At 62.6% G+C, this 16,488-nt stretch carries 12 protein-coding genes; 2 read left to right on the top strand and 10 right to left on the bottom strand.

All coding sequences use genetic code 11. The annotated features are described in order from the left end of the window. Positions 1-59 precede the first annotated feature (59 nt). Positions 60-1,541 carry a class I SAM-dependent methyltransferase gene (locus KBB96_RS19415; protein WP_211631150.1) on the top strand — a complete coding sequence of 494 codons (1,482 nt, stop codon included), beginning with the start codon at positions 60-62 and terminating at the stop codon, positions 1,539-1,541. Between the two features lie 3 nt (positions 1,542-1,544). Here the strand turns inward: KBB96_RS19415 and KBB96_RS19410 are convergent, their stop codons facing one another. From KBB96_RS19410 to KBB96_RS19380, 7 genes are all read right to left on the bottom strand, one after another. Next, positions 1,545-2,444, bottom strand: coding sequence for an HvfC/BufC N-terminal domain-containing protein (locus KBB96_RS19410; RefSeq protein ID WP_211631149.1), 900 nt, complete (start codon positions 2,442-2,444; stop codon positions 1,545-1,547). Continuing rightward, on the bottom strand, positions 2,431-3,297 hold the full coding sequence (gene bufB / locus KBB96_RS19405) for an MNIO family bufferin maturase (protein WP_211631148.1): 867 nt from the start codon (positions 3,295-3,297) through the stop codon (positions 2,431-2,433). The genes KBB96_RS19410 and bufB overlap by 14 nt, the downstream gene beginning before the upstream one ends. Before the next feature lie 64 nt (positions 3,298-3,361). Beyond that, a complete protein-coding gene (locus KBB96_RS19400; protein WP_211631147.1) occupies positions 3,362-3,673 on the bottom strand; it encodes a hypothetical protein in 312 nt (103 codons plus the stop codon). Positions 3,674-3,848: 175 nt separating this feature from the next. Beyond that, positions 3,849-4,424, bottom strand: a complete 576-nt coding sequence (locus KBB96_RS19395) for a 3-keto-disaccharide hydrolase (RefSeq protein WP_211631146.1) — start codon at positions 4,422-4,424, stop codon at positions 3,849-3,851. Between the two features lie 47 nt (positions 4,425-4,471). Further along, entirely contained in the window at positions 4,472-5,446 is a 975-nt protein-coding gene (locus tag KBB96_RS19390; protein WP_211631145.1) for a glycosyltransferase, read from the bottom strand. Between the two features lie 14 nt (positions 5,447-5,460). Next, complete coding sequence (locus KBB96_RS19385) at positions 5,461-5,886, bottom strand: hypothetical protein (protein WP_211631144.1); 426 nt, start codon at positions 5,884-5,886, stop codon at positions 5,461-5,463. Positions 5,887-5,931: 45 nt separating this feature from the next. Continuing rightward, positions 5,932-6,993: a LacI family DNA-binding transcriptional regulator gene (locus KBB96_RS19380; protein ID WP_211631143.1), complete on the bottom strand. Its 1,062-nt coding sequence runs from the start codon at positions 6,991-6,993 to the stop codon at positions 5,932-5,934. 364 nt (positions 6,994-7,357) lie between these two features. On the opposite strand from KBB96_RS19380, the gene KBB96_RS19375 reads away from it, so the two are divergent. Then, a complete protein-coding gene (locus KBB96_RS19375) occupies positions 7,358-12,712 on the top strand; it encodes a LamG-like jellyroll fold domain-containing protein (protein WP_211631142.1) in 5,355 nt (1,784 codons plus the stop codon). Between the two features lie 6 nt (positions 12,713-12,718). Here the strand turns inward: KBB96_RS19375 and KBB96_RS19370 are convergent, their stop codons facing one another. The 3 genes from KBB96_RS19370 to KBB96_RS19360 are packed head-to-tail and all read right to left on the bottom strand — an operon-like array spanning position 12,719 to position 16,443. Continuing rightward, positions 12,719-14,107, bottom strand: a complete 1,389-nt coding sequence (locus KBB96_RS19370) for a hypothetical protein (protein WP_211631141.1) — start codon at positions 14,105-14,107, stop codon at positions 12,719-12,721. Then, positions 14,104-14,682: a sigma-70 family RNA polymerase sigma factor gene (locus KBB96_RS19365; protein ID WP_211631140.1), complete on the bottom strand. Its 579-nt coding sequence runs from the start codon at positions 14,680-14,682 to the stop codon at positions 14,104-14,106. Before KBB96_RS19365 ends, KBB96_RS19370 begins: the two co-directional genes overlap by 4 nt. A 30-nt stretch (positions 14,683-14,712) precedes the next feature. After that, positions 14,713-16,443, bottom strand: a complete 1,731-nt coding sequence (locus tag KBB96_RS19360) for a hypothetical protein (protein WP_211631139.1) — start codon at positions 16,441-16,443, stop codon at positions 14,713-14,715. Between the last annotated feature and the right edge of the window lie 45 nt (positions 16,444-16,488).

Genomic DNA, 16,488 nt, shown 5'->3' with positions numbered 1-16,488 from the left:
AAGCACGGCGCATTTTCCGTGCCATCCGGTCCTTCACCGGCTCCCATACCGCCATCCCGATGCCCAACCCGGTTCAAGACCTCTACCAAGCCAACGCCTATCCGGCGATGAGCCATCCGATCTGTGATCCGGCGATCACCGCCGTCGCAGCCAAGCTCGCCGGCCTGACCGTGCCTCCGCCTTCTTGTGCGCACATCCTGGATATCGGCTGTTCGAACGGCCACCACCTGCTCGCGCTGGCGAAGCGCTGGCCGGACAGCCGCTTCACCGGCATCGATTTCTCCGGTGAAGCGATCCGCGAGGCCCGCCAAACCGCGGAATTGGCAGGCATTGCCAATGTCGAGTTCATCGAAACCGACCTGCGGAACTTCGATCCCGGTGACACCGCCTATGATTTCATCATGGCACACGGTGTCTATTGCTGGGTGCCACCGGACGTGCGTCAGGCGCTGGTCGGTTTCTGCGCCCGCCATCTCTCCGGGTCCGGCATCGCGACCATCAGCTACAACACCCAGCCCGGCTGGTTGCATCGCCAGGCCCTGGTGGATCTGGTCAACCTGCTGAAGACGCGTCCCGCCGCGGAAAAAATCGGTCACGATCCCGCCGCCATCCTCGCCTGGCTGGCGACGGTGCCGGCCCCGGACACGCCACAGGCCGCCTATCTCAACAGTGTGCTTCACGACATGTTCGCAAAGAGTGCGGACATCCTCTCCTTCGATGATTTCGCCCCGATCAACCAGCCGGTCACCTTCCTTGAATTCGTCGGCCACACCCACGCATCGGGCCTGCGCTATCTGGGGGAATCCCAGCTTCACGCGAATTTCCCACTCTCCCTGCCGGAAGGCGCGGCTGAAAGCCTGGCTCCGCTCGCAGGCGATCCGCTGATGTTCCAGCAGACCATCGATACCCTCACGAACCGGACGTTCCGCAGTTCCCTGCTGTGTCGTGCCGATGCCCCGGTCGATCCCCGGCTCACCACCGCCACCGCCCTCCACTTCGCGGTGCGCGCCCTGCACACATTCGAGCGCATCCCGGAAGGCGCGCGGTTGGTGGATCACACCGGCAAGGAACACGGACGCTTCGAGCACCCGCTGGCAGTGGCCTTCTTTTCCGCGCTGGCCGACACATCTCCGGAAACCGTGCCGATGCAAGAAGTCCTCGAACGCGTTTCCTCCATTCCGCAGGCACAATTCGACCCGACCCTCAGTCTGCCCGCAATGGCACGGCTGGTGATGGACGCGGCCCGGAAGGGTCTCATCGAACTGCGGATCGAACCGGCCCGCTTCGACTCCGCCATTCCGCGCCTGCCCAAGTTCGACCATCTGCGCCAACTCTCCGTCCGCAGGAAGTACCCTTTGGTGGACATCTACCAATCCCCCTGCATGGTTCCGGACTCACGCCGGACGCTGCTCAACGCCATGGACGGCACGCGCACGGTCGATGAACTCGTCGCTCTCGGGCATGTGGACAATCCCACGCTCGATGTGCGGGCATGGCTGGCCCATCTGGCATCGCGCGGATTGTTCGTGAACCAAGGCTGAACCTCACTCCATCGCCCGGCTCTGCGAGCCCATCTTGTCCACGCCCTCGCCGATTTCCGCACCTTCGTCCAGATCGCGGACAAATGGAATGGCCTCTTCGGCCGAGGGCTTGACCGCGATCCAACCGCGTTCATGCCAAGCGCCGAACCACCCGGAAACCTGTTCCGGTGTGGGTGCCGGATCGACCGGAGCCGCGAAGATCTCCTCCAGCGTGCCCCCGGCCGCAAGGCGGTCTAACAAGACTGCCTCAGTCTCGTGCAGGCGCGCTTGTGCGGTGTTGGACAGGGGTAGACGCCATACGGCCAACTCCACCGACTGCAGGGGCAGTGGGGTGAATGTTTCCCATTCCTCACAGAGATCCGCGGGCACCGGCAGTGTCAGGCGCACGACATGAGGCTGGAGTGTGAGTTCCAGGGCCGCCAGCTCCTCCGGCAGGATCGGCCGGTACTCGGCGCGTTCGAACACCTCCATGCGCGCATATTCCAAGCGGGCGATGCCATACAACCACGGCCGCTCCTGCTCGGATGCCCGTTCCCAGGTGGCTGCGAATTCCGGCAATCCCTCACCAAGATGACGAAGCGTGAAACTCCGCGATGGCCGCGAAAGCAGGTAGTCCTCGATCAAGGTCCAGAACCGTTCCTGTCCCAGCATCTTCTCCAGCACCGGGAAGTCCTCGCCCACGGAATCCAGCAGGCGATACCAATACTGGCGGTGGTAGAGCTCCAGACGCTCCGCAGATGAAAGCTGCGGCCCCGGCTTGATGATGTCCTCCGCGATGGCGAGGAACTTCCCGGCATGCGGTTCCTCCGTCGGCGGCAGATCCGTCAGCTCCCTGCTTGGTCCGCGCAGTGGGAATTGAAGTGCGGCGAAAAACTCGCGCTGGAGTTGCTCAAGCCGCGACATGATCTCCGGCCTCCGGGTTGCCGACGCTGCCGCGCCACTGCTCGGATTTCTTCGCCTCTGTCCACACTTCTTCGAAAGAAGGAATCCGGGCATCCCATTCCAAAAGAGTCGCCACCGGACCACAGCGTTCAATCGCGCGGGCATACAGATGCCACACCGGATCGATCACCGCGTGGTCGTGCGTATCCACGATGAAGCGCTCATACTTCGAATGCCCGGCGATGTGGATCTGTGCCACCCGCTCGGGCTGGACGAAGTTTACGTAATCCATGGGATCGAAGCCATGGTTGAACGACGAGACGTAGATGTTGTTCACGTCGAGCAGGATTCCGACGTCGGCGGCTTCCACCACTTCGGCGAGGAATTCCCACTCGGTCATTTCATCATCATGGAATTCGGCGTAGCTGCTGACATTTTCCACCGCCAGCGGGATCTCCAGAAAGTCCTGCGCGATGCGCAGGTTCTCCGCGGTCTTGCGCGCGGATTCGAAGGTGAAGGGAATCGGCAGGAGATCATGGCTCATGCTGCCGTCCACGCTGCCCCAGCAGAGGTGGTCGGAGATCCATGGCGTGTTGGTCCGCCGGATCAGCCGCTTGAGGCGGCGCAGGTGATCGAAGTCGAGTCCACCCGCATTGCCGGGATACATGCCCACGCCATGCTGGACCACCCGGTATTGCTCAAGGATGCGGTCCAGCACTTCGAGCGGCCGGCCGCCATCCACCATATAGTTTTCGGAAATGATCTCGAACCAGCCGACGGCGGGTTTTTCCGAGAGGATGTGCCGGTAGTGCGGCACCCGCAGGCCGATGCCCGTGCCCAGGGACACGCCGCCGGTGAATCGGGGATCGGTCATGACGGGACAGGGAAACCCGGGAAGCCGTGGGATGAATGCCACCCCACGGCACCGGAATGGAGGTTCAGATGATCTGGCCTTCCTTCTTCTCCTTGCCCTTGCAGCCGTCCTTGCCGCTGCACTTGCCGGAGCACTTGTCCTTTTCTTTTTCCTTCTCCTTTTCCTTCTCGGCTTCGGCAACAGTGCCGCCTTCCTTCTTCTCCTCCTTTTTCTCTTCCTTCTTTTTCTTGTCCTTGCCGGGGCAGCCGTCCTTGCCCGGGCAGCCTTCCTTCTCGGCATTCACGGGGGTGGAGATCGGGGCCGCCTTGGTGGCGACAACTCCGGCGGCGAAGACGCCGGCGATGGCGGCGGCGACGAGGGATTGGGTCGGTTTCATGATGTGGTGGTTCGTTTTGGTGGTTCCGGATGCCGGCAAGGAAGATTTCCGGCCGGTCATCACGGTGAAGAGACGATATACGGCCGGTTTATTCCAACATTGCTGGAAACCCGGTGTTGATGACCCTATCAAGGTCCGTCCGGAACGCCACAAATTCCATCGTCCGGGAAACAAATCAGCCTTTCACCAGATCCACGTTCTTGAACTCGATCATCATGTCCACGCCCGGATGGACCTGGAGACCGATCGGACCCTCCTTGGCGGCCGTGTCGGAAGTGTAGTCGAGCACCTGTTTGCCATTCAGCAGGACGACGTAGTGGCCGCCCTTCGCGGTGATGCTGAAGTGGTTCCACTCCCCCTCCTTGAGCAGCGATTTCACGTCGTGGGCCTCCACCGGATACTTACCGATCGTGCCAATGTAGGGGGAACCGGTCATATCCCGCTTCAGCGAGCGCGAGGTGCCGATCTGGATCTGGTCGTTCTCGGTGCGCAGGAAGACCCCGGAGTCCACATCCCCCGAGAAGCGGAAGTCGAGATCCAGGGTGAAGTCCTTGAACTTCGCCTCCGACCACAGGACCGAGCCCTGCTTCTTCGAGTTGCTTTTCCCGGTGAGGACATCCTTTTCAAAGGTCCAAACGTCCGCGCCCTTCGGTGCCCATCCGGTGAGATCCTTGCCGTTGAAGAGAGGTTCGGAGAAGGCCGGTGCAGCCAAGGCCATGAGGAACGACGGGACGATGAGGATCTTTTTCACGATCCGGGATACTGGCCCGGAACCGGGGACATTTCAATGCCCTCGGTTCAGCACACGCACCAGAAATCCACACCTTCCCGATAGCCCCGCTCCAAGGCGAGCTCCCTCACCACTTGGCGGCCACCGGGAACCCCGACTGCGGAAACAAGAGTGGACTCCCGCCAGCGGATGCCGAGACCGGCGCTGTCCGCCACCTCCACTCCCCGGATGCACTCGCCGACCCGGCGCGGATGGACATCGAAAAACCCGCGTACGACCACTCCCTCATCCTCAAGGTGGCGAGCCAGCAACTTGCCGATCGGGCCGGCACCCGCAATCACGATCCCCCGTTCCTTCGCTCCGGGCAGGCGCGCGAGATAGTGGGCGCGCATCCGCGAGCGGGCCTCGTCTCCATAACGCGGATGCGTGCGGGTCAGCCGGGTTTCCGAATCGCGCCACTGAAGCAATACCTCCGGCACCCGGCCGAACCTCGCGCCGTCCTCCAACAGCCGCAGCCAAAAATCATGATCCTCCGCCCACAGCGGATCGTGGTACCCACCGATACGATCAAACGCGATACGGCGGATCATCGCGCTGGGATTCACCACCGGGCTCTCGATGAACCGGCTTTTCGCCATCGCCTCGTGATCCGCGAGGCCGTTCACCCAATCGACATAACGCACCAGACCTTCCCCGATGGGATCGAGCACGCTCACCTGGCAGGCGATCACATCGAGCTCCGGATGGGTGTCCGCAAAAGCGAGCTGCTTCTCCAATCTCCGCGGATCACAGATGTCATCTGCATCCATCCGTGCCAGCCATTCTCCGGCCACCAGCCCACTGCCATGACGCAGCGCCGGAACCAACCCGACTTCCGGAAAACGGGTCAGACGCACGCGCGGATCGGCCACCGCTTCCACGATCTCCGCAGAGTGATCCGATGAATGATCGTCCACCGCGATCAACTCCCAGTTCTGGAACGTCTGCGCAAGCAGGCTTGCCAACGCCGCAGGCAGCGTGGCCGCCGCGTTGCGAAAGGACATCAGGACGGACACCCTCATGCGTCCACCTTTCGAGCCGCCCCCCTCACACAAAACAGTCCTCCGAGGTGTGCCACCAGGGCGGCCACCAGCCACCACGATCCTCCGGGCAGGTCTTCCCCTTCCCTCAACCGCCATAACACCGCCACCGCCGCACAAGGGAACGCGCACAGAACCACGACCACCCACCACGTCGGCCGCGAAGCCCGCACCAGCGGAAACAGGAATGGCCCGCCCATAGCGAGGAATGACAGCGTCACGAAACCCGCCGCGAGGACGGCGCTCCGCGACTGAGCTTCTTCCTGCCAATCCTTCGAACCGAAAATCTCCACCACCTCCACCCACAAGCTCCAGCCGCGGCTGTCACCGCCCATGGGCACCAGCATGGCGATCCCATATAGAACGGCGGCCACGATCAATAGGGTGAGGGCGGCACGATTCATCCGGCGCAGTCCAGCATGCCGGGGCTGATCCCGCACGGCGGAAGTTCACGTTTGGCAGTCCGGGTGAATCCTCCGGTTCGGAAGTTCCGGGCCATTCACCCACGATCCACCGATCAGCATGGAGCGGCGCACGGGTGGCAGCCCGAAGTTCCGCTCGTGGATCAGGGAGGTCAGCACCGTCACCCCGGTCCTCCCGATCTCACGCGGGTTCTGATTGATCCCCGCCCGGATGCCGCAGTCCAGCACGCCCATCGCGGCCAGGCCGACATCCGCAGGCACCTTTCGTCCCATCGCCGCCAGCATCTCCGGCACCTCCGGCAGATCCGTGAGAATGGCATCCGGGCGATGGAGTTCGTACCATGCGCCGAACCGCTGCCACCATTCGTCGCGCTCGGAATTGCCCAACAGCAGCGGCGGCACCTTCGCCTCCTCCTCCGCATGATGCTGGCCCCACAAATAGCCCGCGCAGAACAGACGCTCCTGCCAATACAAGCCGCAGTATCCGATGCGGGAATAACCGAGCTGCCGCATCGAATCGAACGCCAGCAGTCCGTTCTTCATCTGATCCCCCGCCACCGTGCAGGCCACCAGATCGTTTTGTCGCGCGGGATGGCTCAGCCTCACCACGGAAAACGCCTCCCAATCAAAGCGCTCCCATCCTGCCGGCAAGGGCCCGGGCGGCAGCAGGATACCGTGGATGTGGCGGGTGCGCAGAATCCCTCCCAACCGCTCCAAGGTCATGCGGCGATCCACCACAAACTCCTCCAGCCGGTAGCCGAAGGAATCCGCCGCGTCCGCCGCCCCGTGCCAATAACCATCGAACTCCCCATACGACCGCAGTTTCAGCGGGTCTTCCCAGCAATTCAGCCACGCCAGGGCCGCATGCACCGGCTGGTTCCGCGAGGATGCCCGGAAGTGCGCGAGGGCGGTTCCGGTCGGGTTCGGCCGGTAGCCCATCTCCTGAGCCGCCTGACGGATCTCCTCCCGCGTGCCGGCAGGAATGGACGGATCGTCCCGCAAGGCCATCGAAACCGTGGATTGCGCGATCTTGAGGGCCTTCGCCAGATCCTTCTGGGTGACACGATGGAGTATCGAGGGCGTGTTCATCGGCAGGGCGGAAACATGCAAGCCACCCCCGGTTCCCGCATGAGAGCCGGAGAATGGATCTGCCAGCATATCCGGTCCCCGGCAGGCCGCTTGTATGCAGAAGTCTCATTCCTGTATCGATCCGACATGAGGGGATTTCGCCGGAAAAATGCGGATCATTTCCCAAAATGACGGATGCCGCCACATTCGAGACCAAATCATACAAGCCATTGGGCGGACTGCCCTTAGATTCAATCACCCTCGCCCAATCCCGACCCCGCCACCCTGCGGACGGCACGGGCGGAGCGAAAACCCACCCCATCCGGCCCGGCATGCCGCAGGCCGGATCCGTCGTCTTGCATCCGGCGCATTGCATCGCAAACCCATGTACCCCCGTTTTCCCACGTCATCTATCCGAGGGATCTGCCTGCTGGCCGTCGGTCTCGGCATCCTGCCGCTGCGCGGCGAAATGGTGAACCGCTGGTCGTTCAACAACGCGGCTGGAAATGCCACCTCCGGCACGACGGTAACGGATAGCGTCTCCGGCACGCTCGCAACGGTGAGGGGCAATGGCTCCACCTTCACCGGCACCGCCCTCAAGCTCACCGGCACCACCACCGGCAACCGCTCGGCGGGTTTCATCTCCGGATACATCGATCTGCCCAACGGCATCATTTCCTCAAAGACGAATCTTAGCGTGGAGATCTGGGCCACCCCGATTTCGGCGAAGAACTACTCGCGGCTCTTCGACTTCGGACGCGTTCAAACAGCAGGTTCCGGCGGCGGAGCCGCAGGCGAGATCATCGACATCACCGGCACCACACCCGGCGCTACGACTTCGTCGGACAGCCTGATGCTATCCTTCACCATCGGCACCAATCTCAGCCAGCAGAGGATGGAGGCCCGCTTGAACGGCGGCACCGCGATCGCCGCCGACACCGCCATCGCGACCACGGCCAATACCGGGTATCACTACGTTTTCACCTTCGCCGATGGCGTGGGCACCTACGGCTCCACCGGCGGACGCATCACCTGGTATCGCAACGCGACCCAGATCGCCACCAAGGACGTCCCCTTCCGGCTCTCGCAACTCGAGGACGTGAACAACTGGCTGGGGCGCTCGCTCTACACCACCGACGACAACGCCAACGCATCCTACGACGAAGTCCGGCTCTACAACCATGTGCTGACCCAGGCGGAAATCTCCACGAACTACGCCGCCGGTCCGGACCAACTCGCGACACCGACCACGCCTCCCACACCAGACCACCTATGGACGTTCACGACTCTCGCCGCATCGGAGGTTGCTTCCGGACAAACCTTCACCGACACCATCGGCGGAATGCCGGTTGTTTTGAAGGGCAATGGCGCCACGCTCTCCGGCAGCGCCGTCACCCTGCCCGGCAATACCACCGGCAACCAACCGGCCTCGACGATCTCCGCCTATCTCGATCTGCCGAACGGTATCGTCTCCGCTCACAACAGCATCACCTTCGAAGCCTGGGCCACTCCGTTGTCATCGAAAAACTACCAACGGCTCTTCGACTTCGGCCGTGGCAACCTCACCACCGGTACGGACGCCGTGACGGGCGAGATCAACGACAGCGGAGCTGCTCCCGGTGCCAGCGCGGGCTATGACAACCTCGTGCTGTCCTTGAACGTGGCGGGTAATCTCGGCACCCATCGCCTCGAAGGACAGATCAACAACGGAGCCGCGATTTTCACGGACTCCGCCGCGGCCACCACCGCTGGCACGGAATACCACTATGTACTGGTCGTGGAGGATGGCGGCGGCACCTACGGCGCGTCCGGCAGCCAAGCGCGCTGGTATCGCAACGGCATCCTCCAGAACTCCCTCAGCCTGCCTTACCATCTGAGCCAGATGCAGGACGTGAACAATTGGATCGGCCGTTCGCAATACACCGGCGACTCGAACTCGAATCTCTCCCTCAACGAACTGCGGATCTATAATCGCGCGCTCGGAGCCTCCGAGATCCTCGCCAGCTACAACGCCGGGGCCGATCCCTCCAGCGGACCACCGGAACCACCCGCCCCCGCTCCGATCCCGGTGAACCGCTGGTCGTTCGATGCCGCGGCGGGTAACGCCCCGTCCGGCACCCCCTTCACCGCCAGCGGTAAAGGTACGATAGCCACCGTACGTGGCAACGGCGCGACGCTCACCGGCACGCAGATCGTGCTCCCCGGCACCACCACCGGCAACCAAACCGCCGCCAACATCTCCGCCTACATCGATCTGCCGAACGGCCTCATCTCCTCCAATCCCAGCCAGAGCTGGGAAGCCTGGGTCACACCCGTTTCCTCGAAGACCTGGCAACGCATCTTCGACTTCGGCAAGGCCAGCATCACCAAGGGCGCCGGCGCGGTCGCGGGTGAAATCATCGACGACACCACCGCCCCCGGCACCAGCCAGTCGGTCGATGACCTGCTGTTGTCTCTGGAAAAAGACGCCGTGCTCGGCAGCCATCGTTTGGAAAGCCTGCTCGCCGGAGCCAACAAGGTCACTATCGACACGGACCTTTCCACCTCCACCACCGCGGGCACGGAGTATCACATCGTGATGACCGTGGAGGACGGCGCGGGAGCCTATGGCGCCCCCGGCTGCCGCGTGAAGTGGTATCGCAATGCGGTGCTCCAGGGCTCCGCGGATCTCGCCTACCGCATCACCGAACTCTCCGACGTGAACAACTGGATCGGCCGCTCGATCTGGACCGCGGACAACAACGCCAACATCTCGATCAACGACCTGCGGATGTACGACCGTGCCATCACCGCACGCGAAGTGACCACTTCTTACAACGCGGGCGCGGCCACCGTCTTCCCGGCTCCAGTGGCAACGGCGGACTCCGCCACCATCAGTGTGGGGCAAAAGGTGCTGGTCGACGTGCTGGCGAATGACACCGGCGGCCCGCTCGGCAACACCCTGCAGATCGCGCAAGCCCCCACCACCGGCACCGCCATGGTGAAGGACGGAAAGATCCTCTATACCCATGCCGGCACCTCCGCCACGCCGGTCACCTTCACCTATCGCGTGACCGGTGTTGGTGGCATCTCCGATCCGGGCACGGTGACCGTGAACGTTTCCACGGACGGTCGATTCGCGAACCCGAACCTCGGCATGCCGCAGGATCCGCCCGTGAATGCGATCGCGGTCGTGAACGCCTTCCCCGGACTGGGCTTCACCAAGGCGCTCTGCTTCACCACGCCTCCCGGCGACACCAAGCGGCTGTTCGTCTGCGAAATCGGCGGCTTGTTGAAAGTGATCCCGGACGTCACCGCCGCATCACCGACGGCCGCAACGGTCCTGAACTTGAATACCGCGATCGCGACACCGTCACGCACCCCTGCGGAAACGATCACCGGCGGCGCAAATGGCGAGTGCGGTCTGCTAGGCCTGGCCTTCCATCCGAACTACTCCAGCAACGGCTACTTCTACCTCGCCTACTCCGCCACCAAGGCGGGCAGCTCCGGCTTCTATGAGCGGGTCTCGCGTTTCACCGTCCCGCAGAACCAGCTCACCGCCGCGGCACCCGTGGCCGATCCTTCGTCGGAGTTGATCCTCATCGAGCAATACGATGAAGGCCCGAACCACAACGGCGGCGACCTCCACTTCGGCCCGGACGGCTATCTGTATTGGTCGGTGGGTGATGAGGAAAACCCGAACGATTTCCGACTGAACAGCCAGCGCATCAACAAGGATTTCTTCTCGGGATTGTTCCGCATCGATGTGGACAAGAAGCCGGGCAACCCCGAGCCGAACATGCATGCCGCGGTGCCACGCGACAACGGCGTCGCCCGCTACTCGGTGCCCGCGGACAACCCATGGGTGGGAGCCACATCCTTCAACGGACTCACGGTCGACCCGGCAACGGTCCGCACCGAGTTCTTCGCAGTCGGCCTGCGCAGCCCTTGGCGTTTCTCCTTCGACACCAATGGCGAGATCTGGCTCGGGGACGTGGGGCAGGACCGCTACGAGGAACTCGACATCATCACCAAGGGCGGCAACTACGGCTGGGTTTACCGCGAAGGCCTTCATGACATCAACGTGACCAACGCCGGTTGGCCGGCGAAACCGGCGAACTACACATCGATCGATCCGATCTGGGAATACAACCACGCCGCGCTCGCCGGAGACTCGAACTTCAAGGGCAACTCGATCATCGGCGGTGTGGTCTATCACGGCGACCGACTGCCGAGCCTGAAAGGCTCCTACATCTTCGGCGACCAGGTTTCCGGCAACATCTGGTCGCTCACCCGCGCGGGCAATGTTCCCGGGGGCGAGGTGACGGTGGTCCGCATCGGTGGCCAGGCGTTTCTCTCCAACTTCGGAACCGATCCCTCGAACGGCGACGTGCTGGTGTCCGACTACTTCGGCGGCCGCATCATGCGCATCGCTCCTGCCACACCGACGAACAGCTTCCCGACGACGTTGAGCGCGACCGGTTTGTTCGCGGATCTCACCGATCTGTCGCCCGCTCCGAGCCTCATTCCCTATACCCCGAACGTCACCTTCTGGAGTGACAACGCGGTGAAGCAGCGTTGGTTCTCCATCCCCGATGGCACCAGCAAGATGACCTTCTCAAAGGACGGCGCGTGGACCTATCCCGCGGGCCAGATCTGGGTGAAGCACTTCGACATGGAAATGGACCGCGGCAATCCCGCGACGAAGAAGCGCATCGAGACCCGCGTGCTCGTGAAGAACTCCGGTGGAGCCTACGGCGTCAGTTACCGGTGGAATGACGCGCAAACGGAAGCGAACCTCGTCGAAGACGGTGGTGTTGATTTCCCACTGACCGTTTCCGTCAACGGCACTCCCACCACCCAGCAATGGCGAATCCCCGGTCGCTCGCAGTGCATGAGCTGCCATACGCCGATCAATGGAAACGCGCTCTCCTTCAACACCCGCCAGCTCAACCGCCTCAACACGATCAACGGCACCACCGGCAACCAGATGGACCTGTTGCAACTCTGGGGCTATCTCTCCAACGAGCCCGGCCCTTCGGCGGCCCTACCCAAGCATCCGGCTCTCACGGACACCAGCGTGCCGGTGGAGGCGCGGGTACGTTCCTACCTCGATGTGAACTGCTCCTACTGCCACCAGCAGGGCGGAGCCGGACCATCATGGGATGGCCGTGCGAAGCTCACGCTGGAGGAAACCGGCCTCATCCACGGCATCGTATCCGTGCCGCAGAATCCCGGTGATGAGCTGATCGCACCTGCTGACAGCACCCACTCCGCCGTGCTCAGCCGCATGTCCGTGACCAATGGCTACAGCCGCATGCCCCCGCTGGCATCGAACGTGATCGACCAGGACGCGATCAACCTGGTGACAGAGTGGATCCAGTCCGAGCTACCATCCCGCCCGCTCTACGATACGTGGCGCGGCCAGTTCTTTGCCTCCGGCAATCCGCTCGGCGCGAAGGATCAGGATCCAGATGGCGATGGGCTCACGAACTACCAGGAATACCTGCTTGGCAGCTCGCCGCTGGCTCCAAACGGCGGCTGGCAGGCCACCGTCGACACCCAGGCGGGCAAGCTGAAGTTCATTCGCAAGGCCTATCGAAACTACAAGATCGAGAGCAGCGACGATCTCCTGAACTGGAACACGTGGGACGTTCCGCAGACGAGCGGTCTCTACAAGACCAGCGACACGATGACCGAGGTCCCGCTCAATCCGGCGGACACGAGGAAGTTCTTCCGCTTCAAGGTTTCGGAACCGTGACTTCCGCTACGGCAGGTTCACCGACGGCTCCTCGATCAACACGCGGACTTCGTCGGTGGACACGGCGGCATTGAAGAGCACGTGTACGGTGCGCCGGTCCGCCGAGAGTGTCACACGGTCGGGACTCTGTGGCGGCTGGTCGAGATCGATGCCGCGGAATTCCTTCTTCATCGCGGGCAGTTTCCAACTGCCGGTGGCGAACAAGGCATCGGTTTGATCCAGCGTGGAACCCAGCGCGCACACCGCGACGATCGGGCGGTCGAAGGTCACTTCGCCCTCGATTTTTTCCCAATGGTGGTCCTCACTCTTGATCGGATTATAGCGGATCAGATAGCTGCGCAGGCGCGCGCCCGGCTTAACCGAAATCGTCCGCGTGTTTGCAGCCTGCCCGCTCTTCACCGTCCCCGCATCTACCAGTTCCGCCGGGAACGACACCGAGAAGGGAACATCGCGGCGTTCCGGCACCACCATCACCGCGTCGTTGTTTTCCAGGCGCGCGAGCTGCTCGGGCGTTCCAGGAGGCGCGGGACGTACGGAACCTGCCGTAGAAAGTATCCCGGAAGCCAGCGGCCAGGTGCGGGAGAAATCCGATGGTTCGAAGTCCAACGGCTTGAGCTTCTTCGATGCATCCGATTCCAGCGCGACACCTTGGGAAATCCTGCGCACGTCACCACGGGTACTCACCTCGATCTGACCAACCAGCACCATGTAGTCGGCACTGCCATCATCGCGCGCGGAGACACAGAAGGACGTGCCGAGATCGGTGACCTTTGCGGACTTGGTCAGCACCTGGAAGCCATGCGCGGATTCCGGACACCATGCGTTGAGCTTGCCGGAATGGATGCGCATCGAGAGCGGTGAAAGCACTTCATAGGATGCAGGCCCTTCCAGCGCGACCACCGCGCCATTTCCGAAATCGAGACGACACAAGCCGGACTCCAGCGTGTTCTTGAATCCAGCACGGACATCACGGCTGGAGATCTCGCGCCCCTGGGCATCCAGTTGCACCAAGCGCGCGATGGCATCTCCTTTCAACCTCGGCACCAACAGGAATGTCGACACGCCGAGAATGGCAACGGTCGCGGCAACCGCCATCAACCGTATGCGGCGCGGACGCCCCACACGCTGCGTGACCTTGCTGACAAACACATCCGAGTCCTCGCTGGCCACCGACACGACATGGCGGGTGAGATCGCGGACGAAGACGTCTTCATCACGACCGGGCTTCAGATCGCTGATCGCCTGTGACAAGGCGAGCTGGTTGGAAAGCCGCGTGCGCAGCGGGGGGTCCTGCCGGATCAGCTCCAGCAACTCGGCTCGCCCGGCATCATCAAGTTCACCCTCCACATAGCGGGCGGCGAGATCTTCAAAGTTGGATGGATCGAGGTCGTTCATCCTTGTGCGTCGTAGATGGATTTACCCTGAAGGCAGTCGGCGAGCAACTGGCGGGCCTGGAATAGAATCTTCCGGACGGCAGTAGCCTTCATGTTGAGATCCTCGCCGATCTGGCTCGAATTCCGGTCGTGAAAATAGCGCGACTCCACCACGCCCCGCGTCCGCTCCGGCAGGCGTCCCAGGCAATCGCGCAGGGCACCCTGACGGATACCGTAATCACCGAGCGACTCCGGAGCGGAAGACTCCGATTGGTTCTCCAACAGGATCGCGGTGATGTTTTCGTCCAGGATGCGTTGGCGGCGGCTGGATTTGGAAATCTCATTCATCACCACGTTGCGCGCGATCACGCGCAGCCATGCACCGACGTTCGCGGTGTGATCCAACTCCGACCACTTGCGGTAGGCGATCACGAAGGCATCCTGCGCCACGTCATCCACCCACGCCTGCTGCACCCCCAGCGAGCGGATGAAATAGCGCAGACTGGCGTGGTGCTCCCGAACGACTTCGGCGAACTCATTGATCTCGGGCATGGTCGTTGCGGCGGGACAGGGCTCGCGTTCCAGTTGGGATTTCATGGCACGCCTGGTTCGGGAAAACAATCCTGCTCACGGACTTCCGGCAGGCGGAAGAGCGATGAAGACCGGTTCGGCATTGGCCATCGGCCCCGGGGATACGATGTCGTTCGCGGTGACATTCACGCCCGTGCAATCGCGGATCCAGATGACCCGGTCCTGCGGCACGTTGTAACTCGCACCGGTGTTGTTGATCTTTTCCTGCAAGGGCCGCACGAAGCGGTTGTTCCGCACCACCACACCATCGGTGGAGGTCACCACCACATTCGCCACCGGGCAGTCTTCCAGCGTGTTGTTCTCGATGAGCACCTTCCGGAACAGACCCGGCGCGCGGAAGACCGGCGGCTTCACGCCCGCGGTCACCGAGATGGCACCCGCAGCCGCCGACCATGGCGCGGGACAAAACAATCCGGCTTTGCGGATGATATTCTTGCGGATGATCACGCCATCGATCCCCGCCGCCGCATCACCGGGCACTTCAGGGCAAACGCTGATCGCATGCGGCATGTCGAGGATGTTGCCCTCCACCAATCCCGCCGCCTTCACGAGCACGCGGCCGGAGCTGTGGACCTTGTTGTTGGTGAACGCGAAACCATTGCCCATACGATCCGAAGAGAACACCGACGTGCCCACCTCGAAGGGGGCATCACGATCCAACGTGAGCGCGAGGCACCACTTCGAGACCTTCCACGTGGACCACTGCTGCGCGCTGTCGAGCTTGGTCACCACTTCCGGCGATAGCCCGGCCGCGCCACGGTCGAGCCGCTTGCGGGCGGTGATGACCGCCTCCGGTCCGCCGAGGCTGGCGAGCAGCTTGTCGCCCACGAACACGCCATCCATGTAGTCATCGCGGCTGGCAATCACGATCTCGCGACCCTCCCGCTTCACGACGAGAAAGTCCGACGACTGCACGCTCCAGGAATCATCACCCGCATCACGGATCTCGCACTTGTCCACCACCGGACCGCGGCGGATCGTCTTGCTCTGCATGGCATCCCATGAGGACGAGAGCAGGCGCTCTTCGGTGGCTCCCTGCGGCTTCGGACCGGGCACCACCTTGCAGCCGAGATACTTCGCATTGCCTTCGCCATCGCATTCCAGAATGCCCATGCCGGGAGCACTGAAGACGGACACATTGCGCAGCGTAACCTGATCACCGTGACCAATGCTGACTCCATGCGGAATGCCATCGGCATCCTGTCCGGTGCTGAGCGTGATGAGATCACCGACCTTCGCCGTTTCCGCGATCTTCGGATATGAAACGCGCACGGTGCGTTCACCGGTCATCTCCGCTTTCGATCCCCACAGGAAGGGCATGCCCTTTTTCCGGAAACGGGTCGCGGGGTCCATGATATCCACCCGCGACCACGGCTTGGCCGGATAGCCGTCATGCAGGCGCACTTCGATCGATCCCTTGTCATCGGCGGTCTTGATCACGGTGCCCTGCGTGAATGGCAGCGGATCGTAGTCCACCGTGAGCCCCTGCAACGTGAAGCGTGTGCAGTGATCGAAGTTCAGCGCCCGCGTCGGCTTCGTGGAAACCAAGGTCACACCATCCGCGATGATCTCGACGTCCTTCACATTGTTGAGCGACCACACCACCTTGCCGTTGTTCTCCGGTCCCAACACATAGCGACCGGGGGGGATGACGATGCGCCTCTCTCCGCGCGCGATCGCATCGCGGACCATCGGGCGAAAGTCCACCGGCTCCGCGGATGCGGCGCCGAGGGAAAGGGCTGGCAGAAGCAATGAAAGTCGGATCATGGATGATGGCGTATACGACGATGAAGTTTCAGGTTTGTCCTTGGA

Source organism: Luteolibacter ambystomatis (assembly GCF_018137965.1).
Lineage (GTDB): Bacteria > Verrucomicrobiota > Verrucomicrobiia > Verrucomicrobiales > Akkermansiaceae > Luteolibacter > Luteolibacter ambystomatis.
This window is presented reverse-complemented; position numbering and strand designations above follow the sequence as displayed.